Source organism: Paraflavitalea devenefica (assembly GCF_011759375.1).
GTDB classification, from domain to species: Bacteria; Bacteroidota; Bacteroidia; order Chitinophagales; family Chitinophagaceae; genus Paraflavitalea; species Paraflavitalea devenefica.
In genome coordinates, this window is sequence record NZ_JAARML010000008.1 from 129057 (window position 1) to 152557 (window position 23501).

Genomic DNA, 23501 nt, shown 5'->3' on the forward strand with positions numbered 1-23501 from the left:
GCAATACGGGCGGACAAAGGCGGATTCAGGGAGCGGACAAAAGCGGACAAACTGCAGGGGGTATTGTTCAGTAGCGCTCTTACATATTGGTAGACAATAGGTTAAATAAATATTCCTCTACAGTAACAGGCTCGGGCAGTTGAAGGCGTTGTTTAAGCCGGCGTTTGCTGCGCAGCACACTTTCCTTGCCAATGCCCAGGGCACTGGCAATCTGGTAGGTATTGAGCCGGAGGAATAATAAAGTAGCCAGCCGTTCTTCGGCAGGGGTTATTTGCGGGATCTGTTGCCGGAGCGTGGTCAGAAAATCCGGGTAGGCTTTGGCCAGTTCGACCTTGAATTTTTCCCACTCCGTATCTGTGAGCAGGGTGTATTGCTGTAAGCTGATGGCGATCGCCTGCGGGTCCTGCTGCTGGTCCAGGCTACTGATCTGCGCTTCCAGCGTTTCAATCAGGTTATTCTTTTCTATCAGATGGCTTGTAAAGCTGGCTATCTGCTCCCTGGCGCTTTTTATTTCCTGCCCGGCAACCTCCTGCTGCTGCCTGATCGATTGCAGCGCATATTTTTGTTTTAACCGGTACCTGTTATACAGCCATAAAGCGATGAGGGCGATGAACGCAATGGCTGCGATGATGATATTGCGGGTGGATCGTTCTTTCTGCAGGGCAGCCTGCGATCTACCAAGCGATGCCTGCAGTTCATCAAAGGCGATCCTTGCTTTCATGCCGGAAAGCTGCAACTGGCTCAGTGTGGCCGCCAGGCTGTCCTTATGCTGGTGATACAGTTCGTAATAATGGTAGGCGCTGTCTGTCGGTCCGGTAAGCCTGAAGATGCCGGCTATTCCCTGGGCAGCCTGTACGGCGTTATCAACTGAACCGGATTGCCGGCTCCAGTAATACGCCTGCCGCCAGGCGGTAAGGGCCTGCGTATATTGTTTTTTGTGAGCATAGATGCTGCCGAGGTAGTTTAGGGCCATGGCCATGTTCAACTGATCGTCATAGTCAACACTGCTTTTAAAATAGGTTTCTACCAGGGGCAGGGCCTCATCATATTTTCCCTGTAAGATGAGCAGATGACCGAGATTGCCTTTACCGATCCCCATCCATAGTTGCTGCTTGCGTACATCATGAGGAATAGCGCCGGGAACATGCCTGAGCAGGTTTTCGTAATAATAAACCGCACTGTCATACTGCCCCAGTTTTTTATAACAGGCGCCCAATATATCCAGTTGAAACACGTAGACGAGGGGATCATAATGATCCCGGTCAGTAACCGGGGTATGCAGGCATTCCAACCCATAGGCGATGCTTTGCCGGTAATCATGGTTCAGGTATAAGGCCCTACTGAGATCAAAGAAACGGGTATATACAAAGAAAAAATGATGCAGACCTACCCGTCGCTGCAATTCTACAGCCTTGAGGTTGTACAGCAGGTAGTTTTCAGGCCCTCCTATCCCGGCATACACGCTATAGATCTCAGCGGCCAGTTGATCATCTCCGATCTCTCCTGCCAGCCTGATGGCCTTTTGCATGCGGCCAATGTAGTTGTCTATTGTATAGTTGAACTCAAGCGCTCCCAGGGTTTGATAAAGAATGGTGCGGGCTTCCAGTCTTTTGTCCGGATGCTCCTGTAAGTATTGATAAAGCTGCTCAATGACCTGCTCATAACGGGCCGTGTCTTTTTTCAGGTGTAAGGTGTCGTACAGTACCTGCGCCCGGGCACTTTGAGAAGTATCGGTTACTTTCCATGCTTTGATAAAGGGTTGAATAAGGGATTGCTGTGCACTAACCCCGCATCCTGCTGCCACCAGCAGCAGAAGAGAAAAAAATATAATCTTCATGAACAACCGGAGTGAGCGATAAATATACAGGTTTTTCCTGTTGCCTTTATTACTGTAGCTTAATATTAAATGCTTTACTGGTAGGTGGCAAGCACTCCTTATCATCGCAGACCATATACTCTACTTCTCCTGTAATATTGGTCTTGGCGTTTCCTTTTACTTTTACTACTTGTACAAAGTCGACTTTATCACTGTAGTATTTTACATCTACTCCAAAGTACTTTTCGTAAATCGTTTTTAGGCTCCCCACTTCTTTAACCTTGCCGTCTGCAGTTACCAAAGGATTTTTCTTAAAAGTAAATTTGGTAGGAATTGGGCCTCCGTCGGGCGTTGTTTGTGAATACAGGTGCCAGGGCTTGGGAAAAGTTGCAGTAATCACCACTTCATAGGTGTTTGCTGTTTTCTTTTTGGCGCTGAAGGTCCATTTAACAGGGTCATTTATCTGTGCTGTCACAGCAAGGGTCAATACAAGCAGGGCAGCGCATAAGGGGATAACTTTTTTCATTGTATGGTTGTTTTTATCTTGGTTGGACTGAAGTAGTTCTCTGAAATGTAAGGCTGCTACTGTTAATTTAATTCTAAAAGCAATAACATTACTACCAACGCCTCACCGGATAAAGGTATAATTCTACATGGATATGGGAGCAAAAGCCCCTCAACAATTCCGCTTAACAATTTGTTATTGAAATTGATAGGAGCATGACCGGCTGAAGTCGGCAATAATGCTTAAATTGAGATAAACGCCTTATATAGCTAAAAACATAATTTGTGATAGGTCACCATTTTACAAAGTTTGATCCCAATAATCAGGGAAAGAGCCGGTTCGACCAGTTGCTCGATGTGCTGATGCAGTTACTGGCCTATACCAATGGCGATATTACGGAAGCGCTGAACTGGATGAATCAGTTGGACAAGGAATACGAACTCACAGATAGTGAGTACGGTATGGGCGATTTTATTGAGGAACTGCGGGAGAAAGGATATATCCAGGAAAACCCGGTAAACGGGCAGATATCCATCACTTCCAAGACCGAACAGGGCATCCGGAAGAAGTCGCTGGAAGAGATATTCGGCAAACTCAAGAAAACGCGGCAGGGTCAGCACCATACATTTAAGCCGGGACAGGGTGATGAGATCAGTCCGGACAGCCGCCCCTATCAGTTTGGGGACACCCTGGAGCAGATAGATTTCACTACTTCCATCCTCAATGCACAGATCAATCATGGTATTGACAGTTTCAGCATGCAAGAAGACGACCTGTCGATCCGGGAAACGGATTTCAGGGCGCAGACATCTACCGTACTGATGATTGATATTTCCCACTCAATGATCCTGTATGGGGAGGACCGCATTACGCCCGCCAAGAAGGTAGCCATGGCGCTGAGCGAACTTATTACTACCAAATACCCGAAGGATACCCTGGACATTGTGGTATTTGGGAATGATGCCTGGCCGGTAGAGATCAAAGACCTTCCTTATTTGCAGGTGGGTCCTTATCATACCAATACGGTAGCCGGACTGGAAATGGCGATGGACCTGCTGCGCCGGCGGAAGAATCCGAATAAGCAGATCTTTATGATCACGGATGGTAAGCCTACCTGTCTGAAAGTGGGCAAACGTTATTATAAGAACAGTTTTGGACTGGACAGGAAGATCACGAACCGTTGTCTGAACCTGGCCGCCCAATGCAAGAAGATCAAGATACCTATTACTACCTTTATGATCGCCACCGACCCCTATTTACAGCGATTTGTGCAGGAGTTTACAGAAACGAATAATGGGAAAGCCTTCTTCGCTTCACTGGATAAACTGGGGGCTTTTATCTTCAAGGATTTTGAAAGCGGCAGGCGGAAAACCGTATATTAACCTAAAACCCGCTAATGAAAAGTATCATTGGTATTATATTGGTAGTAGTCCTGGCAGCAGGATGCCTGAACACACAGCCTTCCCCTGAAGCCGAGAAATTGTTCCTGCCCAAAGATTCCGAAAAACCAGTTGATTCAATTGCCTATACAGATAGCGCCTTAACACTCATATTAGCGCCCGGCGATAATATTTTATATTATACCGGTGCGTTCAAGGATCAGCCGCAGGTGAATAAGGTTGATTACAAAGGCATCCGGGAAGTTTTAGTGAATTTTAAGAAGAAGACAGACGGCAAGATGGTGGTTCTTATTAAGCCACATGCCAGTGCCACCTATAAGAACACTGTTGATATATTGGACGAAATGACGATCAATGAAATTAAGAAGTATGCGTTGGTTGATCTGTCTGATGAAGAAAAAAGAACCTTGTTGGATTCAAAATAATTAACTGAACAAATACTAATGAGCAAAAGATTAGCAGCAACCTTAGGAGAACTAAAGAAAAGTGGTTATAAACCTTTATCGGTAAAAGAAGAGATACGCAAGAACCTGATCTGCTCCCTGCAGAAGAAGGAGAATACTTTCAAGGGCATTATAGGCTATGAGGAAACGGTGATCCCGGATGTGGAAAGGGCACTGCTGTCCAAACACAATATTCTTTTCCTGGGCTTACGCGGACAAGCCAAGACCCGGATGGCCCGGCAAATGGTAGACCTGCTGGACGAATATGTTCCCGTTGTATACGGCAGTGAGATCAATGATGATCCCCTCCATCCTGTTTCCCGCTATGCCAAAGACCTGATTGAGGAAAAAGGCGATGAGACGCCCATTACCTGGCTGCACCGCAGCGAACGCTATGGCGAAAAGCTGGCCACGCCCGATGTAAGCGTGGCCGATCTGATTGGGGATATTGACCCTATTAAAGCCGCCAACCTCAAACTGCATTTTGCCGATGAACGCGTAATCCACTATGGCATTATCCCCCGCAGTAACCGCGGCATTTTTGTGATCAATGAGATCCCCGACTTACAAGCCCGCATACAGGTAGCGCTGTTCAATATCCTGGAAGAAGGCGATGTACAGATACGTGGTTTTAAGCTGCGCATGCCGCTGGATATCCTGTTTGTATTTACCGCCAACCCGGAAGATTATACCAACCGGGGCTCTATTGTGACGCCCCTGAAAGACCGGATAGAAAGCCAGATATTAACGCACTACCCCAGGAATCTTGAAACGGCCCTGACGATCACGGAACAGGAAGCAGATGTACCGGCCGAACAAAAGGATAAGGTACGTATCAGTGACCTGATCAAGCGGCTGATTGAACAGATACCCTTTGAAGCACGCAGCAGTGAGCTGGTAGACAAGAAGAGTGGTGTATCGGCTCGTTTAAGTATCTCTGCTTTTGAGAATGCTATCAGCGCGGCAGAAAGACGTACGATCATTAACCAGGAAAAAGATACCCAGGTTTGGATCAGTGATATGATCGGCGTTATTCCCTCCATCACCGGTAAAATAGAGCTGGTGTATGAAGGCGAACAGGAAGGCCCTTACCAGGTGGCCATGAACCTGCTGGATAAGGCTATCCGCACCCAGTTTGTACATTTCTTCCCCAACCCGGAATCAGTCAAGAAGAAACGCAGCCAGTCGGCAAGGAGCGCTTCAGAGCAGGCGGAAGAGAATCCTTACCGTTCTATACAGTCCTGGTTTGATAAAGGCAATTCACTGAATATCCTTTTCAATACTACAGATGCAGAAAAAATACAGCAACTGTATAAGGTAGACGGACTGCACGCCTTAGTAAAGCGGTATTTCAAACAGGCCAATGAAAAGGAAGCGGCTTTGCTGATGGAGTTTGTATTGCACGGGCTGGCCTCCTTCTCCCTCATCAGTAAAAAGATCGTGGAGAATAAGGTAGAGTTCAAGGACCTGATGGGTTCTATGCTGAACCTGGGTAATACGGGTTCATTTTCAGATGAAGACCTGGAGAACGAGGATTTCAATTAACAGTTCCACTTCATTCAATAAAGATGCCCTGGCTTCACTTAAGCCAGGGCATTTTAATTTATGCAGGCTTACCGCACAATGAGCTTTTGCGTCGTACTGCTGCTGGCATTCTGTACCCGTACGATGTAGGTACCGCTGGCCAGTTTTTTCGGATCAAGGATATAATTGTTGCCAGTGGTGGATGCTTCAAACACTTTCGCTCCCTGCAGGGTAACAATGGTGATGACTGTTTCTTCCTTCGCTGCATTCGCAAACTCCAGCATAACGGATTTATTTACTGCCACGGGATTGGGATATATCAGGAATTTACCGGGATTAATGATCTTTTGTACGGCTGCCACTTCACGTGTGTGGTGATAGGCATGTGTGCAATATTTACCCATGTCTATACCTACTTCACCGGTGGTTTCTTCGCCGGCTGTTCTGGCCGAAGCCAGGGTGGCTGAGTTATACCATTTGGTGTTGATGTTGGCAGCGCCGGTAACCCCGGTTACCAGCCGCAAGCGATAATCATAGTGGGCCGTGCGGGTGCTTTCACCATTATAGATATGATCCGTATTGGTGATTACGGCGATCACTACGTTATTGGCTGGCGGCAGGTCGAGCCGCAGGCTGCACTGACCGCTGGATACGAACTGACTGTATACCGGTGTACCATTGGTAGAGCGGTATACGAGCTGGCAGGTCATGTTGGCCCCGATGGGTTCAAAGTTGACGGTTACCATGTTGCCTGTTACAGTCAACGGTATCTGGTTGGCGCCTGACCATCCTGGTAAGGTGCGGGCTTCGGGTGTTAGCAATCCGGCATTATTGGTAGTTTGTACATACGGGGTGGCCGTCCAGGGAGCCGGGTTCAGCCAAGAGGGTTGCCATTCGGCCTGTATGGTTTGTCCGAAGTGTGCATTCAATAAAGCGAGGATGGCATTTTTCCAGGGACCGAAATCTACCAGTGCCTGTTTAGCACGGTATTCAGTGATCAACCGGCGCGTTTGTGCAGTACCGATGCCAGAGGCTATGCCCTGCAATACGCGGCTGGGGGCGTTTCTCCATATCCAGGGTACAGCGCCATCTCCCAATACATTGCCCAGGAAGGTGGGGAAGGAACTGCTGTACTGGTGTCCGCCCAGGTAGGTGCGCCAGGTACACAATTGCTGACCACTGCTGTTGTAGCGGTTGACGCCTTCTGCTGAAGGACCGCCAAAGCTACCATCCTGCAACCAGCCGGAATAACATTCAATCGGCATGAAGGGAGCGATGAAATCGGTGCCGTTCAGATCGCCCATGGAGTTGAAGTTGTTGGTTCTTCTGGCGTCGGCGGTTTGCTGTAACCATACGTTGCCGCCTTCATGGAACCAGGCTGATTGTTTTACGCCGGGCAGGTCGGCCAGCAAGGAGTGGATGCCTTCATGCACCATAGCGCCCCGCTGAGATTCCCTGTCTGAATACGGACAAGCCGGATCAAAGCTATAAACAGGATAATAGGACGCGAGTACCATTGGCCAACTGGTACCATTGTAATTGATGGCGCTCTGCCAGCCACCGAGTGCGGTATTGGGCGCATTGTCGGTACAAAGCCCGGAGCCATACAGGTATACCGCACTGCGATAGCCATTCTTGGCGCGCAGGTCGGGAGGCCAGCCCATCTGATCCCGGAAATAGGCAAAGTCGGTATTTAACCGCGCGAGCATGGGCGTAATGGCTGCTGTGGTAACCAGCGAATTCTTATTAGGTCCCCAGCGGAAACACCACCAATTAGAAGACTGTGTGCCTACTACCTGCGGACAATCATTCAATACGTTGCCCGGTGTAGGCAGACTGGGGAATTCATCCCGGAAGTTGTAACTGATGTTGGGAGAATAAGAAGGCCAGGTGTAAGGATTGCCGTTGCCGCCCCCTCCTACTACCGTACCCATGACGCGCCACTCCAGCATACCGGTGGATTGGGTGGTGTTGCGCATGGTTACCCGTATCCTGCTGAGGTTGACCGATGCAAATGACAAGGTGTTAAAAGCATTGGTTTGCAAAGGCACATTGCCCAGGTTGATCCAGGCAGAACCATTCCAGTATTCTGCGTAAGCAGTAGTCGGTGTTAATACACCGCCGCCGTCATTGAACCAATAAACCTGGATGGAAGTGACGGCATAAGTTTGCGCCCAATCGTACTGCACCCATTGCAAGGAATTGGGATTATTCCAGTTGCCATAAGCGCCGTGGGATTTGTCGTTTGAGTTGGCCGGGGTAAAATTATCATTTAAAGCGGCAATGGTTTCCCAGGGTGATACATAGGAAGTAGAAGCAGTTGCCTGCGGCGCCACATTGGTTTGCGCTCTTGCCAGGATAGAACAACTGAGTAACAAAAAGACAAAGCAATAGGTTTGTAGTTTGTTCATACAATAAGTGTTTAATATTGAATAATAAAAAGGCTTGTGTTGACATAGAGTACGTCAAAAGCAAATGACAGCGCTGTCCTGCTCAATGGAACAAGATCTTCTATGGGGTTGGGAATAGAGATGTATACCACCTGCAAAGAGGGGTGCAGGCAGGTTACAGAAAACCGTATGGTACAGAATGATTTTGTACAGGCATGGCTATGCCGACACGTGGACCCGCAGGCAGGCCTGCGGCAATCAGAGCAGTAATAATACCGGTTATAAATATACTAAGCTGCTAAAAAGAAAGGATACCAAAAATTAACCTGTTATAGCGAAATCTTATCAATTGTTGTCAAATTGACAATATTGTATCAAGGTGACACCTTTCACCTGTATTGCAAATGAAAGGTGTCACCTTTAATGCTGAATATTTAAAACCTGACAAGTTAATGGACAGGTGTCCGGCTTACCCATAATACGTCCATCATTCTTTTTTCTTTGGTGAGCATTAATCCGCAATCCTTTAGTGCTTCTACGACAGATACAGCATCACCTTCCTGGTAGAACAGCGAAAGATCATAATACCCCTGCAGGTTCGTTTCATCAATGATCAGGCGGTTAAGCAGGCCCTGGCAATGTGCCACTATACCCGAAAATTCCCAGTGGGTGGCGAGGGCTGTACCGTCGCTGGTACTCAGGTGGCCTCCCCGCAGGAGTGTATCTGCCGGGGTTAGGCATGACTTGTTCTTTTTTTGCGGCACTTTGTTGTATTTCATTACATATACTTCTATTTCCTGTTTGCCGGCAGTAATGGTAATTCCCCAACCTAACGGGATCATTTTCCGGAAATATTCCTTTGCGAGGCTCTCCTGGCCCGGGGGATAATTGGCTTCAATGGTCCAGCGGTCGTCGGGAAGGGAGTCTTTAAATACGATGCGAAGAGGATTGATGTTAAAGGCCCATTTAAGCACATCGGTAGCAGAAGCGCTTTCCACAAAATAGTTGCGGTTTGAACTGGTTGATAAGCCGCCTCTTTTCGATTGCTTTTTTAAGGAAACGGAGAATACAGGCACCGTCTTATCTTTTTCAACTACAGCAGGTGATGAGGGCATAGCGGAACCAGGTGGTTTGGCCAGTCCGGAGGGTTTACCGGCCAATAGGTTGTTGAGCGCAGCTTCTTTGAGACTAAAAGGACGGGTAACAGCATCGAGATTACCCTCCTGATTGATCAATACGGTGGTAGGATATGCAGCTATTTTGTACCTGTTCCTGGTAAGTGCGCCTTCGGCATCCACTACTACCCAGGTATTCAATGGCCTGTTGTGCAATACACGGGTTGCTTTTTCTTTGAGGCTGCTCATCAGCACTTTATTATCATCGGTAGTAACAGCAATGAATACGACTGGCTTGTCCTTGTATTTTTCTACCAACTCATTGATGTGTGGGAAGGCGGCCACACAAGGACCACACCAGGTAGTCCAGAATTCCAGCACCACTATTTTCCCTTTTAGTTTTTCCAGCGAAATGGTGTTGAGTGCAGGTCCCTGCACTACCTCACTGAGTTGCAGTCCGGGTGCTTTTTCCCCAACAGCCGGGGCCTGGATGGTTGCCTGTTGCGCCCATACCGGCGAGGAAAAGAATAAAAAAAGCAAAGAGATTATCCGGCCAGGTGAGATGTTTTTTAGTTGCATAGCATGACGTTTGATTGGTTGTTTTTATTGACCAACCAAAGATGGAACACCAGTAGTTACATGCTCTGCGCAGGTTTGAATACGGTACATCCTGGCTTGAATCTGCCGGGCCGCCTGCTATAACTGAAGCTCTTTTTTTACAAACTCTTTTTTGAGGCGGGAAATGGGAATAACTGTTTTATCGCACAGCAGCAGATAGCCTTCCTCTTCCTTTTTAAAGCTTTCTATGAAGTGCTTGTTAACGAGGTAAGATTGATGGGTGCGGATGATGCCATAGGGATATAAAAGCTCTTCATATTCCCGGATAGACTTACTGACGATTATTTTCTCTTTATTCAACAGGAAAAAAGTAGTATAGGTATTGTCGCTTTTGCAATAGAGGATATCCTTTACAAATACGAAACGGGTTTCCCGGGCGCCGGGCAGCGCCAGTTTGTGGTCACCTGCCGGAGCCGGTTGTTTGATGTATTGCAGCAAGTTGCGAACGTTTTCATTTTCGCGTTTTACCTGGAGCCTGGCGGCCGTTTTGTTGACCGCCTTCTTTAGTTCTTCTATGTTAACGGGTTTGAGCAGGTAATCCACCGCCGAAAATTTCACCGCCTGTATGCCATAGGTGTCAAAGGCTGTAACAAAGATCACCTCAAAATCAATATTGTCCAGCGATCGCAGCAGGTCAAACCCTGATTCTTCCGGCATTTGAATGTCCAGGAAAACGATGTCCGGCAGCAAATCCGTGATTACTTTCCTTCCCTCCATGGCATTGATCGCGCTGCCGGCAACCTGGATGGCGGGACAATACTCCTGTAATAGTAAAGAAAGGTTCTCGATGTTGTTGCGCTCATCGTCGATGATAACAGCCTTCCATTTCATGGCAGCCAGTTGAAAAAAGTTAACAATATACTTGTTCCATTTCCTGCTTCCGGGGCAATGACCATGGCTATGCGCCTGTCATTCACTGACTGATTGATCAGTTGAATACGGTCATGTACTGATTTTAGTCCAAAACCATTTTGTTCCTCTTTCGCGTCGAAGCCTTTCCCGTTATCATGCAGTTCAATGATCATGTCTTTACTGCTTGCCCTGATGCGGAGGTCTATTATCCCTCCGGCATTCATGGCACTGATGCCATGTTTGATGCTGTTCTCTACCAGCGGTTGCAGCAGCATGGCAGGAAATTCAATATTACCGGTGTTGCCTATTTCGCCGGTGTGCAGGAAATAGCTGAATCCGAAACGAAGTTTTTCCAGTTCCAGGTAATTGTGCAGGGTTTGCAATTCCTCTTCCAGCGTGATCATTGCTTTTTCACTGTTGGTCAATACCTCCCGCATTAACTGGCTAAACAGGGATAGGTACTGGTTAGCACGGTATATATCCCTTTTGTTGATGAGGCTTTGTATGGAGCTCATGGCATTGAAAACAAAGTGAGGATTTAGCTGTGACCGTATGGACCTCATTTCGGCGGCCAGCAGTTGTTGCCGCAGCAGGGCCGATTGCAGTTGCCGTTGCTGGCGCCGGCGGTACCATAGGAAAGCAATGGATAAAAACAGGAGGATAGCCAACAGAACCGTTGTTATTTTAAACCAGCCGGTTTGCCACCAGTGTTGTTGTACAATGATCTTGTAATGCGAGAAGATATCGGGTGTGTTGTTGTAACGCAGGTACAGGTCGTAGGTTTTACCGGCTTCCAGGTTGTTGAGATTGAAAAGCGGTATTACCCTGTCGGAACTTGCAGCCCATTTACTACCAGCGGAGGTGCCGCTTTCCAGTTTGTATTCAATAAATATCTTATCGAGCCCGGGATATCTTTTAGGTAATACAACGATGTTTCTTACACCCGCGCCCAATGTAATGGTGTGGTCTTTTTCAAAAGGCAGGTTGTTGGCATTCAACTGCAGGCTATCTCTGTCGTGCAGCAGGGCCATCTGCGTTTTCCCATCGGCCAGATCGCCCACAGCAGCAATAGCCGGTAGCGACGGTAGCCGGGCTATGATATAAGATTCAGCCTCCATTTTTTTGGTAGTAGCGTTCCTTACTTCAATCCTGAGCTTTTTGCCGGGTAACAGGAGGAAATGGTAGCGGGCAAAACGAGTGGGCTCTACCAGTAGGTTGCCTGTGGCCAGGTTGTGCGGTATGTTGGTTTCTATCAATTGCCGCAGGTTGGTCCAACCCACTACCGGTACCGTATCGATCAATATCCTGAAGTCTGAATTGTAGTGATATTGCTGCCTGTTTTCGCCATACATGCGTTTAAAATCAAGCGCCCCGGTTATGGGATCAACCTCCCGCTGCAGGTGGTGCCCTGTACTTTGCCAGTTCGCGCTGTGGTTGAGGAAAAAGTACAGGTACACATTATTGCCGCCCACAGCCGCTAAAACAGGATTCCAATTTCCAGCCGACCAGTATCCATCCATCCCATAGTTGTAGTCCAGGAGGTCTTCATTGCTTACCTGTATGCCCATGGTGCGTGTGTACATCCTTTGTTCGGCATTGGCGAAAAAAGGGTCTTGTGCGTCCAGGGGTACCGGGTGCAGTATGATATAAGCAAACAGGAAAAATAAACATCCCGGCCGTATGGACATATGGACAACTTATTATGGCTATGTAAAGGAAAATAAATTTTACTGCCGGCGCCTGGCTTTTTTGAATCCGGCGGTAGAAAGTTTGAATCTGTAGCTACACGATATTCACTTCCCTTTCCAACGTTACGCCAAATTTAGTCTTCACGCTTTGGAGGATCTCCTCACTGAGGTCATAGATGGCTTTCCCGGTTGCCTGACCGTAATTGACCAGCACCAATGCCTGTTTGGCATGGCAGCCTGCATCACCGCGGCGTACGCCCTTCCAGCCGCATTGTTCAATGAGCCAGCCGGCCGCCAGTTTTACGGTACCATCGGTATTGGCATAACCAACGATTCCAGGAAATGACTGTTGGAGTTGCTGGTAGTAAGGAGCAGGTATGGAAGGGTTTTTGAAGAAGCTGCCGGCATTGCCAATCTCCTGTGGATCGGGTAATTTGGAACGGCGTATGTTAATGACCGCATTGGCAATAGCCCGGATGCTCAGTTGCTGTACACCCATGTGCTCCAGTTCCTGCTCAATTGCGCCATAGCTGGTATTGAAGCGGGGTGTTTTATTAAGCCGGTAGGTAACGTTCAGGATCACGAACTGATCGCGGTAGCGGCGTTTGAATACACTTTCCCGGTAGCCGAAATCACAATCATTGAGGCTGAACAGGTGTATTTTTTTGTCGTGGATGTGAAAGGCTTCCAGTTCTTCAAACACATCTTTGATCTCCACTCCATAGGCCCCGATGTTCTGCATAGGACTGGCGCCTACATTGCCGGGAATGAGGGAAAGGTTCTCCACGCCGGCCAGGTTCCTTTGCAGGCAGTGCTCTACAAAGGAGTGCCAGTTCTCTCCTGCCCCTGCTTTTACATATACATGGCTCTTGTCTTCCTTTACAACGTTTACACCCTTCACCTCATTCTTTGCTACCAGTCCATCGTAGTCCTTTGTAAACAGGATATTACTACCGCCTCCCAGGATGAGGGCAGGCTTTGTAGCCGGTTGCACCTCCAATAGCTGCGATAGCTCATCTGTATCTGTAAAAGGGGCAAAGTGCCGGGCTTTCACATCAATGCCCATGGTATTGTATGGAAGGAGCGATATGTTTTGCTGGATCTGCATAGAAGTACTTAAATGCTCAATATTCAACTAAAATACTATATGGTATCAACATCAACAATGACAACCACTTTTCTGAAGCGTTGGTGCTGGTGCATGATAGCAATCTGCTCCTGGAGCTGTTGCTTGCAACGCTGTATGATCTGCGCTTCGCGGGGAAGCTTGATCATGAGCTCCATCAGGTATTGATTGCGTACCCGGTTTACGATGGGCTCTGCAGGCCCCACCAGGTAGTTGCCAAATTCCGTTTTCAGGGAGGCAGCAATGCTATTGGCCGCAGCATCCGCCACATCTTTGAGGTGGTGCTTAAAGGTAAGCAGGATACACCGGGAGAAGGGCGGGTAGGAGAACTGGCGGCGTCCTTCAATCTCATAATGATAAAAAGAACGGTAATCATGTTGCTGCACGTATTGCAGCACGGGGTGCCGTGTATTGGACACCTGTATCATTACATGCCCCTGCTCGTCTTTACGGCCTGCCCGGCCACTCACCTGCTCCATCAACTGGAAGGCGCGTTCATTGACCCGGAAATCGGCAAAGCTCAGCAGACTATCGGCGTCGAGGATGCCTACCAGCTCCACATGCTCAAAATCGAGTCCTTTCACCACCATCTGCGTACCTACCAGCATATCCAGCCTTTGCTGTTCAAACAACTGGATGAGGTTATCATGGGCCGTCTTCCCCCGTACACTGTCTACATCCATGCGGGCGATCCGGTATTTGGGAAATATTTCTTCCAGTTGCTCTTCTATTTTCTCTGTACCAAAGTTACGTTGCAGGAAGCGATCGCTGCCGCAGGCCATACAGGTGTGAACGGGTGGGTATACCGTACCACAATAGTGGCAATGCAGTTTATTGGTATTCTTGTGAAAGGTGAGCGATACATCGCAATACTTGCATTGTGGTATCCATCCGCAGGCCTGGCAGATCTGATAGGGTGAATATCCCCGGCGGTTCTGGAAAAGGATCACCTGCTTATTCCTTTGCAGCGAATGTTCAATCGCCACCTGTAATTCAGGGGAAATGATCACTTTATCTTTATCGGGACGCAGGATCTTTTTGGTATCAATGATGTTGATCACCGGCAGTTGCACGCCGCCAAAACGTTCATTCAGTTCTACCAGTCCATACTTCTGCGTCTGGGCATTGAAATAGCTTTCTATGGAAGGCGTGGCGCTGCCCAGCAACACCCGTGCATTGAACAGCGAGGCATAGTATACGGCTCCATCCCGTGCATGGTAGCGCGGTGCAGGGTCCTGCTGCTTATAGGAAGCATCATGCTCTTCATCGGCCACGATCAGTCCCAGGTCGCTGAAGGGAAGGAATAACGACGAGCGGGCGCCCAGCACGATCTTCAGCTCACCGGTCTTTACCTTGTTCCATATTTCCAGCCGTTCATTCTGGTTGAATTTACTGTGGTAGATGCCAATGTAGCCGCCGAAATGCCTTTGCAGGCGGCGTATGATCTGCGAGGTAAGGGCAATCTCCGGCAAGAGGTACAATACCTGTTTGCCCTTGCGCACATATTGCTCTATGAGTTTAATGTACACCTGTGTTTTACCACTGGAAGTAATGCCGTGCAGGAGGCAGACCGGTTTTTCCGCCATGGAGGTGTTGACCTCTTCCAGCGCTATTTGCTGGGCAGGCGTTAAGGTAAAGTCTATGTTGATGTTGCGCGGCAGGTACATCAGCCGGTCTACATGCCGCTTTTCCAGGAACAGGATGCTCTTATCTACCAGCCCCTTCAGTTGTGCATCGGAAGCGCCGCTCTTTTTGAGCAGTTGGGATTTGGATACCTCTCCTTCTGTTTTGACCAGGTGCAGGTAGCTCAGCAATAATTCCAGTTGCTTTTCGGCGCGCTGCAGCTTTTTATCTTCATTGAGCAGTTTGGCCAGTTCGTCTTCATTATCATATAGCGGGTTCAGCAATACGAAGGTCTCTTTTTTGGGCGTATAGGTTTCTTTGAGCGCTTCCCATACAAAGCATACCTTTTTATCAATGAGCCTTTTGATGACCGGGTATACATGCGAGGAATCCAGTACCTGTTGCACCTCGGCCAGTTTAAGTTCTTTCTTTAAGAGCAGTGCTTCCGCCACGAGGTATTCATCATGATCCAACTGATCGAAGTTCTCTCCATACTCTTCATTAAAGACCAGTTGGGTTTCACTGCTTAATTTAAAATGCGAAGGCAATGCCGCCGCCATCACCTCTCCTTCACTGCACATATAATAACGGGCAATCCACTCCCACAATTGCAATTGTTCCTTGTACACGATGGGCTCTGCATCCAGCACGTTGAGGATGTCTTTGGGCTCAAAGAATTCAGGCTTTTCGTTGTGCAGCCGCTTGACAACCCCTGCATATCTTTTTGTTTGCCGGAGCCCTACTTCCACCCGCACGCCTTCTTTTACCTGCTCTGCCAGGTGGTCGGGTACAGCCCAGGTATAGTTCTTGGGTAATGCCAGCGGTATGATTACTTCTGCAAACAAATTGAAAAAATTAAGGCGCAAGATACGCTTTAGCTATCACTCAATCCATGTGGCTTTGTATTCACGGAGCTTCTGTTCCATGATGTCAAATACCTTTTGTTTCAGCGCAGGGAGGTCTTTGTTGGTTAGTCCTGCTACGGGAACCGGCGCCAGGAATACAGATCTTGACCGGCCGGGATTGATGGAAAGGAGACTGCGGTAATGTTGCCTTGCATAAGCATCGAGGAACAGGACCGGCTTGATAGGGGTTTGTGTTTCGATAGCAATACGGAAAGCGCCATCGAAGAAATCCTTCACCGGCCGGTGGGTTTCATTGAAAGTGCCTTCCGGGAATATAAAGATGGAGATCCTTTTTTTAATGACCGATTTCAGCACGCGCACACTACGGGCCCGGTTTTCGGCACTGCTTCTGTCAACCGTCACCACTGCATTCTTGTAAATGAAACCGAAGATGGGCACTTTGGCCATTTCCACTTTGCCCAGTACCCGCACCTGCTGGCGGAGTGTTTTCACAATGATGGGGGCATCGAGGTAGGAAATATGGTTGGCCACAAAGATGTATTGTTCCCTTTTGTCATGCGGCGCTTCGTAGAGGTTCCGGTGCCGGATGCCGATGAGGAAGAACCAGCCATCGCCCCAAAGGGTGCATAACCTGTAGATGAAGTTGCCGCCCTTGATCTTCCCAAAGAAAGACCCGATGATCACGAATGGAATTACCAATAGCATCACTACAATGAATGTAAGGGAGGCATAAAGGCAATACAACCAACGTAAAGGGGTGAAGAGGGATTTCATCGGGTAGTATCCGTATTTGAAGCGGGAAAAGTAAGCATTTAGTTTGAGAAAGCCAGCTATGAGCTTCGAGCCTTTTAGCGCGGATTTGATCAATTAACTGCTCGTAGCTCGCAGCTCGCCGCTTATTTACAATCGCAACTCCAATTGGTATCGAGGTCTATTACGGTGATGACCACCATCCCCCGGCTGGTAGGCGCAAAAACAATGCGTACCTGCTGGCCATCGTGGGTGCGGCCTTCAAGGGCATATTTGGGATCGGGCCGGCCGGCGGGTTCACTTTTACGCTCATTCACGATACCCTTTTCCAGTATCTCCTGTACTTCACTTTCATCAATATGGCGGCAGGCCATGCGGCAGCGCGCATGTTTGGTATAGATCATGTTGCTGGTGCGGCGGTCAAATCCCCCGTCCCTGACTGGCCCGTCACTGGGAGGAGTTGTCACCTGGCGCCTGGGGAAACGGTTGGGGGTGTCGGCTGTTCTTTGGGGACCGGTTTCTGTTTGCTCCTGCCTGGGAAGCTCTTTTCCCTTGTTGCGTGAATGGTTGTTTTTCAACAAGATGAAGAGGACGACTACAATAAGCGGTAAGACTACAATAACAGGGCGGGCCTTTTTCATGGGGGCAAATTACAGCAGAATTCAAGTATCTTTGCCGCGTCATGGCAGAAAAAAAGACAGTAGCATTTCATACACTTGGCTGTAAACTCAACTTTTCAGAGACTTCCACCCTCACCCGTTTACTGGAAAATGAAGGATTTGAGAAGACTGATTTTGAGAATCAGGCAGATGTGTATGTTATTAACACTTGTTCTGTAACCGACAATGCCGATAAGGAATGCCGGCACCTGGTACGCCGCATCCAGCGCAAATCGCCCGAAAGCCTGGTGGTGATCACCGGCTGTTATGCGCAGTTAAAGCCGAAAGAAATAGCTGAAATACCAGGGGTTGACCTGGTGCTGGGCGCCGCCGAAAAGTTCAATATCGCCCACCATATCCGGGAGCTGGCCAAAGGCGACTCTGCTAAGATATGCAGTTGCGATATTGAGACCGTGAGCGGGTTCAATGCCTCGTATTCCCTGAACGACCGGACCCGTACGTTCCTGAAAGTGCAGGATGGCTGCGATTATAATTGCGCTTTCTGTACCATTCCCATGGCCAGGGGGAAAAGCCGTAGTGACAGCATCGCCAATGTGTTGCGCAATGTAGAGGAACTGGCCACAACCGACGTGAAGGAGATCGTTTTAACAGGTATTAACCTGGGCGATTTTGGTAAAGGCCCCGACGGAAGCCGTCAACACGAAGAAAGCTTTTTTGACCTGATCAAAGCGCTGGACAAGGTAGAAGGCATTGAACGTTACCGTATTTCCTCCATCGAACCCAATCTGCTGACGAATGAGATCATTGAATTTGTGGCCAATAGCGACAAGTTCATGCCTCATTTCCACATGCCCCTGCAAAGTGGCAGTAACCATATTCTGGGACAGATGAGAAGGCGGTATAAACGGGAATTGTATGCCGACCGGGTTAATCTGATCAAAACTCTGATGCCCCACTGTGCGATCGGCGTGGACGTCATTGTAGGCTTTCCCGGCGAGTCAAATGACCATTTCAAAGAAACTTTTGATTTTTTGCACGCACTTGACGTAACTTATCTCCACGTTTTCACGTATTCAGAGAGGGACAATACCAAAGCATTGGAAATTGAGCCTATCGTGCCGGTCAATATCCGTCATGAAAGAAACAAAACGTTGCGCAACCTGTCCTATATGAAAATGCAGTATTTTACCCAACTGCATGCTGGTCAAACCCGTAAAGTATTATTTGAGAGGCATGAGAAGAATGGTATGATGGAAGGGTATACCGACAATTATATCAAGATCACGATGCCTTACCGTGCCGACCACGCCAACCAGATAGTAGATTGTGCTTTGTAAAACATTTATGATTTGCCAGGTGTTAGAAGATGGATAGTATGAAGAAATTCCAGGTTACGATACATTTTGAGATGGATGATGAATTCATGTCCCTGGTTCCCTCCCATCGAGTGTACATTGACACACTGATTGAAAAGGGGATCATAGACCAGTATGTGGTGTCTATGGAAACCCAACGTGTATGGATTACATTTACTGCCAAAGACAAAACGGAGATTGAAGAATACCTCCTTAACTCTCCTATCCATAAATACTGGACCTACGAAATTGATGAACTGTTCATCTACGATGGCCAGCATTACCGCCTTCCCGCTGTACAACTCAATTAATACGTTCAATACACCAGCCAGTACTTATTTAGCATGGGTAAGCCAGGCAGGTTTTGTCTTTAGTATTTTTTTGTAAATGGGGCAACGCTCTATATGCGCCCCAGGCAGGTAGCCAATGCTCATGAGAAAGGAATGCACGATCTCGCCGCCGGTAAAAACGAATGTTTTTTTGAATAGTTTCACCCATTCTTCTTTTGTAAGCGGATGGTGGGCCTGTAACCATTGCTGAAAGGAGCCGTTCTCTTTTTGCAGTTGCCTGATGCGTTTGGCATTTTCAATGGCGGCATTAATTTTTAACCGGTTGCGGATGATGCCTTCATCCTGCAGCAGACTGGCTATCTTTTTATCGGTATAGCGGGCTACTTTTTCAATATTGAAATGGTCGAATGCCTGAAAGAAGTTGTCTTTCTTTTTGAGGATGGTGAGCCAGCTCAGCCCTGCCTGGTTAATTTCCAGCACCAGGCGTCCAAACAGCTCATTGTCGTCCCGGATCGGGAACCCATATTCGTGATCATGGTAGCGGATATGCACATTTCCGGGCTCCATTTCCCAAACCGCTTCGCAATAACTTTTTTTAGGCGCCTGTATGGCCATCTAACTAAATAAGATTAAAATGTTTACGTCCCAAAATTAACAGCCGCACCAGGCTAAAAAAAGAAATCCCCGTAATTTTTTTCTGATAAAAGTATTTAGTACCTTTTCTTCGTCTTTTACACCTTTGGTTCAAGATTATAACGTTCCACACTGTTATTATTTTCAGATTATATCGTTTTCCCTGCCTGCCGTAAATTACGGTAGTGGGCCAACCCGTAATGATGAGATCCTTAACCGCTGGCTCTGATTACCTGACAAGCTTTTGCAGGCATAAAGTAGTACTGTCCTGCACCACAAAAAAAGAGTATGATCACGTCAACACATCCATTGAACATTTTAGTAGTAGAAGATAATCCCGGCGACTATTTCCTGTTTACCGAATACCTCCGTCTGACCAATTTGCCCATCCGCGAATTGCATCATGCTGAAAAGCTGCAGGAAGCATTGGAGATCATACAAGATCATACACCCGACCTTATTTTTCTCGACCTGACTTTACCCGACAGCGAAGGCATTCAATCCTTTACCCGCCTTAATGACCAGGCGCCCCATATTTCCATTATTGTCCTGTCGGGCCTGTCCGACACCCAAATAGCGCTCAATACCATTGTCACGGGCGCCCAGGATTACCTGGTAAAGGGGGAATTTGATGAAAAGCTGCTGGCCAAATCCATCCAATACAGTATTGAGCGCAAGAAGATACTCCAAAAGGTGGTGGAGAACTATGAACGTTATAATACGCTGATCAAGGCCACCAATGATACGATCTGGGACTGGGACCTGCGCACCAATGAGATATTGTGGAATGAAGGCATTACCAATATTTTTGGCTTTAAGCCAATTGATGTGCAGAATACGATTGAATGGCACAACCAAAAGATCCACCCGGACGACCGCGAACGGGTGATGCAGAAGATAGACCAGTGCATTCACGAGGGCAAGGACCAGTGGCAGGAAGAATACCGTTACCTGTCGGCCACCGGCACCTATCGTTTTGTGTTTGACCGGGGATATATCCTGCGCACAGACCAGCATAAGCCTTACCGTGTTATCGGCGCCATGATGGATATTACAGAGCGCAAGAAGATGCAGGAGGAACTCCTGCGGAGCCAGATAGAGACCCAAAAACTGATCACGCAGATCACGATCCAGACGCAGGAACAGGAACGAAGGGAAATAGGCCGCGAGCTGCATGATAATATTAACCAGATACTGGCTACGGCCAAGCTATGCGTGGATATGGCCATGAATGATGAAGATGTGCGCAAAGAGCTGCTGTATAAGAGCTATGATAATATTTCGAAAGCGATCAATGAGATCAGGTATTTATCCAAGAACCTCGTTCCCCCTTCCCTGGGCGATATCGGCCTCAAGGAGGCCCTGCTGGAAATGATCGAGAATATGACGGTGTCGCCCGACCTGAATATCCGCATCAAGGCCAATGACCAGCATATAGAAACCCTCTCCAATAATAAAAAGCTGATCCTTTACCGTATTGTACAGGAGCAGATGAATAATATTGTAAAGCATGCCCGCGCCACGCAGGCCGATATAGAGTTAAAGACCTCCCGCAAGAAAGCGCATCTCATTATTAAAGACAATGGTATTGGTTTTGATCCCAAACAAAAAGCCAAAGGCATCGGCTTAAATAATATTGTGAGCCGGGTGGAAATGCAGAACGGCAATATGGAGATCATCAGCAGTAATGGACATGGTTGCGTATTGAAAGTGGATATTCCGTTGTAGAAATACTTTGTCAGGCTCAGGGTGACAAACGATATTGATTCACGAACCAAAGTGTTCTTCAAAGATATCCATCAGGATCTCCTGTGTAAGCGGCTTGTTCTGATAGCTGGAAATGTAACTGATCTTGCTGGCTTTTAATTCATCTTCGGGGTTAAAGGAAGTAGTAAGCATAACAACAATCATAGAAGCCTTTTGCTCCGGCGATAGCTTATCATACCTTTCCAGGAATTCCCAGCCATCCATGGCCGGCATGTTAATATCCAGGAAGATGATTTCCGGTGTAGGTGGCTTATCGCCATCGGTCAATTGTTGCCTGCCCGACAGGTAGTCCAATGCTTCGCGGGCGCTTTGTGTTACTTTCACTTCCCGCACGCAACCCGTATCCTCAATGATCATTTTATTGAGGAAATTAGTAGGCTCATCATCATCAATGAGCAGTACACAATTTAATTTTCTTTTCATTTTATCACTGCATTTCAGAAATGGTAAAGAAAAAAGTGCTGCCAACGCCGGGCTCTGATTTTACCCATATTCTACCTTCATGCAATTCCACAATCTTTTTACAATGCGCCAGCCCGATGCCAGAGCCTTCATAATCGGTACGGTTGTGCAGGCGTTGAAAGATCACAAATATCCGGTCCAGGTATTGCGGCTCTATGCCTATGCCATTGTCACTGAAGGAAAACTCCCAGCATCCATTATCCCTGATCGCATTAATTTCTACTACCGGTGGCACTCCGGGTCTGCGGAATTTGATGGAATTGCTCACCAGGTTCTGGAACAATAGTTTTAGTTCTGTAGGAAAGGCATCCAGCAGGGGCAACTCTCCGGCCCTCACTTCGGCCTGGCTTTCCTTGATTACCTTATTGAGATCGGCCCTTACCTGCTCTACAATGCTGTTACAATCCACGCGCCGCTTCTCTTTTTCCCGCCCCAGCCGTGAATACTCCAGCAGATCCCTGATGAGGATCTTCATCCGGTCGGACGACTGAACAATATAATCCAGGTACTTATCAGCATTTTCGTCCAGCTTGCCTTTGTATTGCTTGCGCAGCAGGTCTACAAAGCTGGAAGTAGTACGTAGAGGCTCCTGCATATCGTGTGAAGCCACATAGGCAAACTGCTCCAGCTCCTTATTTTTACGTTCCAGTTCTTCTGTACGTTGCCTGACCTTACGTTCCAACGTTATATTGGTATCCCGGATTACTTTCTCCAGTTGTTTTTTTTCTGATACGTCGCGGATAGAGGCCGTTAGCATGAGCCCTTCATCTGTTTCCATCGGACTGAGACTCATCTCCACGGGGAATTCCCGGCCATCTTTACGCACCGCAAACAATTCATAGTTTTCTGCCACCTGCACCGATTGGCCGGTATCGAATAAACGGAAGCGCCTGAAGGGATGCATTTTACCGTACCGCTGCGGCATGAGCAATTCTATCCGGTTGCCTACCATTTCCTCGCGGTTATAGCCAAACATTTTCACTGTTTGCGCATTGACCAGTTGTATGATCCCATCTTCACTGACCACAATAATGCTGTCGGGCGCCCTTTCCAGGAAGTTCCGGAATTTATCTTCCGCTTTCTTCCGCTGTTCTACTTCCTCTTCCAACTCACGGGATGACCGCAGGCTAAACGCCAGGGGCAGCACCTTAATGAGATAGAATACAGTGATCCAGCTAATGATGCCTGTAATAGCCCGAACCAGGGCGTTTACCCTATATACCGGGAACCAAAAGGTTACCGCGTCAAAAAAATGGGTAGCGCCACAGGCCAGTATGAACGCTGCAAATAAGAAGTACAGCCGGATAAAACGGGCGTCATGCTTTTTGGTAATAAAACGGATGATGATAAGAGGGATAGCAAAGTAAGCCGACCATACCAGCAGATCACTAATGATATACAACCAGCCGTGGAACGATGACCATTTTCCACAGTGCCAACGGGGAGGCCAATCTGAAGTATCCAGTAACCTGGAAAAAAATTCTACGAGCTGGTTCATGAAATAATATTGGATCATCCTGGCTAATCGGCGCCGGGTAAAGCAAAGCGCCAACCAGTCTTTATTTCGTAAGGATGAGGGTCAAGAAACAAAATTGAGCAAACACTAAGCTACAGAATAAACTGAAAGCAAATGACACAACCATTCACCATACATTCGG

Annotated in this window: 19 protein-coding genes; 6 read left to right on the top strand and 13 right to left on the bottom strand. The window is 47.8% G+C overall.

Annotation, left to right across the window (positions count from 1 at the left end):
• Positions 1-79: 79 nt before the first annotated feature.
• Both HB364_RS30790 and HB364_RS30795 read right to left on the bottom strand, forming a co-directional pair.
• On the bottom strand, positions 80-1837 hold the full coding sequence (locus HB364_RS30790) for a tetratricopeptide repeat protein (RefSeq protein ID WP_167292290.1): 1758 nt from the start codon (positions 1835-1837) through the stop codon (positions 80-82).
• 49 nt (positions 1838-1886) lie between these two features.
• Positions 1887-2342 (bottom strand): protein-disulfide reductase DsbD domain-containing protein, encoded by a 456-nt coding sequence (locus HB364_RS30795; RefSeq protein ID WP_167292291.1) that lies wholly within the window; start codon positions 2340-2342, stop codon positions 1887-1889.
• A gap of 263 nt (positions 2343-2605) precedes the next feature.
• Between HB364_RS30795 and HB364_RS33590 the strand changes: the two genes are divergently transcribed.
• From HB364_RS33590 to HB364_RS30810, 3 genes are read left to right on the top strand one after another with little or no spacing between them, the layout of a single operon-like run.
• Positions 2606-3703: a vWA domain-containing protein gene (locus HB364_RS33590; protein ID WP_167292292.1), complete on the top strand. Its 1098-nt coding sequence runs from the start codon at positions 2606-2608 to the stop codon at positions 3701-3703.
• A 14-nt stretch (positions 3704-3717) separates the two neighbouring features.
• Positions 3718-4146, top strand: coding sequence for a biopolymer transporter ExbD (locus HB364_RS30805; RefSeq protein WP_167292293.1), 429 nt, complete (start codon positions 3718-3720; stop codon positions 4144-4146).
• Between the two features lie 18 nt (positions 4147-4164).
• The gene (locus HB364_RS30810; protein ID WP_167292294.1) at positions 4165-5709 is read left to right on the top strand and encodes a sigma 54-interacting transcriptional regulator; all 1545 of its coding nucleotides are present in this window, start codon (positions 4165-4167) and stop codon (positions 5707-5709) included.
• 68 nt (positions 5710-5777) lie between these two features.
• Here HB364_RS30810 and HB364_RS30815 read toward each other — a convergent pair whose 3' ends face one another.
• The 8 genes from HB364_RS30815 to HB364_RS30850 form a co-directional block, all read right to left on the bottom strand.
• Positions 5778-8099 (bottom strand): T9SS type A sorting domain-containing protein, encoded by a 2322-nt coding sequence (locus HB364_RS30815; protein ID WP_167292295.1) that lies wholly within the window; start codon positions 8097-8099, stop codon positions 5778-5780.
• Positions 8100-8527: 428 nt separating this feature from the next.
• The gene (locus HB364_RS30820) at positions 8528-9772 is read right to left on the bottom strand and encodes a TIGR03435 family protein (RefSeq protein ID WP_167292296.1); all 1245 of its coding nucleotides are present in this window, start codon (positions 9770-9772) and stop codon (positions 8528-8530) included.
• A 117-nt stretch (positions 9773-9889) separates the two neighbouring features.
• On the bottom strand, positions 9890-10642 hold the full coding sequence (locus tag HB364_RS30825; protein ID WP_167292297.1) for a LytR/AlgR family response regulator transcription factor: 753 nt from the start codon (positions 10640-10642) through the stop codon (positions 9890-9892).
• Positions 10639-12351: a sensor histidine kinase gene (locus HB364_RS30830; RefSeq protein ID WP_167292298.1), complete on the bottom strand. Its 1713-nt coding sequence runs from the start codon at positions 12349-12351 to the stop codon at positions 10639-10641. Before HB364_RS30830 ends, HB364_RS30825 begins: the two co-directional genes overlap by 4 nt.
• A gap of 94 nt (positions 12352-12445) precedes the next feature.
• Positions 12446-13459, bottom strand: a complete 1014-nt coding sequence (gene murB / locus HB364_RS30835; RefSeq protein WP_167292299.1) for a UDP-N-acetylmuramate dehydrogenase — start codon at positions 13457-13459, stop codon at positions 12446-12448.
• A gap of 35 nt (positions 13460-13494) precedes the next feature.
• Positions 13495-15945, bottom strand: a complete 2451-nt coding sequence (gene priA / locus HB364_RS30840) for a replication restart helicase PriA (protein WP_246228668.1) — start codon at positions 15943-15945, stop codon at positions 13495-13497.
• 36 nt (positions 15946-15981) lie between these two features.
• Positions 15982-16740, bottom strand: coding sequence for a lysophospholipid acyltransferase family protein (locus tag HB364_RS30845; protein WP_167292300.1), 759 nt, complete (start codon positions 16738-16740; stop codon positions 15982-15984).
• A gap of 122 nt (positions 16741-16862) precedes the next feature.
• Positions 16863-17357, bottom strand: a complete 495-nt coding sequence (locus HB364_RS30850; RefSeq protein ID WP_167292301.1) for a DUF4258 domain-containing protein — start codon at positions 17355-17357, stop codon at positions 16863-16865.
• Positions 17358-17398: 41 nt separating this feature from the next.
• Between HB364_RS30850 and mtaB the strand changes: the two genes are divergently transcribed.
• Together mtaB and HB364_RS30860 are read left to right on the top strand one after the other, a co-directional pair.
• Positions 17399-18673 (top strand): tRNA (N(6)-L-threonylcarbamoyladenosine(37)-C(2))-methylthiotransferase MtaB, encoded by a 1275-nt coding sequence (gene mtaB / locus HB364_RS30855; protein WP_167292302.1) that lies wholly within the window; start codon positions 17399-17401, stop codon positions 18671-18673.
• 38 nt (positions 18674-18711) lie between these two features.
• Positions 18712-19002 carry a hypothetical protein gene (locus HB364_RS30860; protein ID WP_167292303.1) on the top strand — a complete coding sequence of 97 codons (291 nt, stop codon included), beginning with the start codon at positions 18712-18714 and terminating at the stop codon, positions 19000-19002.
• Between the two features lie 24 nt (positions 19003-19026).
• Here the strand turns inward: HB364_RS30860 and HB364_RS30865 are convergent, their stop codons facing one another.
• Positions 19027-19596 (bottom strand): DNA-3-methyladenine glycosylase I, encoded by a 570-nt coding sequence (locus HB364_RS30865; protein WP_246228669.1) that lies wholly within the window; start codon positions 19594-19596, stop codon positions 19027-19029.
• 306 nt (positions 19597-19902) lie between these two features.
• Between HB364_RS30865 and HB364_RS30870 the strand changes: the two genes are divergently transcribed.
• On the top strand, positions 19903-21342 hold the full coding sequence (locus HB364_RS30870) for a PAS domain-containing protein (protein ID WP_167292304.1): 1440 nt from the start codon (positions 19903-19905) through the stop codon (positions 21340-21342).
• 39 nt (positions 21343-21381) lie between these two features.
• On the opposite strand, the gene HB364_RS30875 is transcribed toward HB364_RS30870, so the two are convergent.
• A complete protein-coding gene (locus tag HB364_RS30875) occupies positions 21382-21804 on the bottom strand; it encodes a response regulator (RefSeq protein WP_167292305.1) in 423 nt (140 codons plus the stop codon).
• A gap of 4 nt (positions 21805-21808) precedes the next feature.
• Positions 21809-23341, bottom strand: a complete 1533-nt coding sequence (locus tag HB364_RS30880; RefSeq protein ID WP_167292306.1) for a sensor histidine kinase — start codon at positions 23339-23341, stop codon at positions 21809-21811.
• Positions 23342-23501 lie beyond the last annotated feature (160 nt).